Origin of the sequence: Tropicimonas sp. IMCC6043 (genome assembly GCF_004146235.1) — a bacterium.
GTDB lineage: Bacteria > Pseudomonadota > Alphaproteobacteria > Rhodobacterales > Rhodobacteraceae > Tropicimonas.
Genome location: NZ_SELO01000205.1, coordinates 1 through 294 on the forward strand (window position 1 = coordinate 1; position 294 = coordinate 294).

1 pseudogene is annotated in these 294 nt (G+C 62.9%); it reads right to left on the reverse strand.

Features of this window, described 5'->3' with window-relative positions:
* A pseudogene (locus EU800_RS26400) lies at positions 1 to 292 on the reverse strand (IS110 family transposase); the annotation flags it as partial.
* Between the last annotated feature and the right edge of the window lie 2 nt (positions 293 to 294).

Here is a 294-nt window from a genome sequence, read left to right on the forward strand (position 1 = left end):
AGCGCATGTTCGGCCGCGTCACGGCCTCGCAGATCGCCTCGGCATCCGCCGCATCGTTTTTCTGCCGCTTTACACAGGGCTTCACGTATGCGGGCGGGATCAACCGGACCTCATGGCCGAGCGCCGCGATCTCCCGCGCCCAGAAGTGTGAGGTCGGACAGGCTTCGATGCCGATCAGGCAGGGCTCGATCTTGTCGAGAAAATCGAGCACCGCGCCCCGCCGAAGCTTCTTCTGCAAGACGACAGCGCCACAGGCATCCACCCCGTGAAGCTGAAAGACAGACTTGGCCAAGT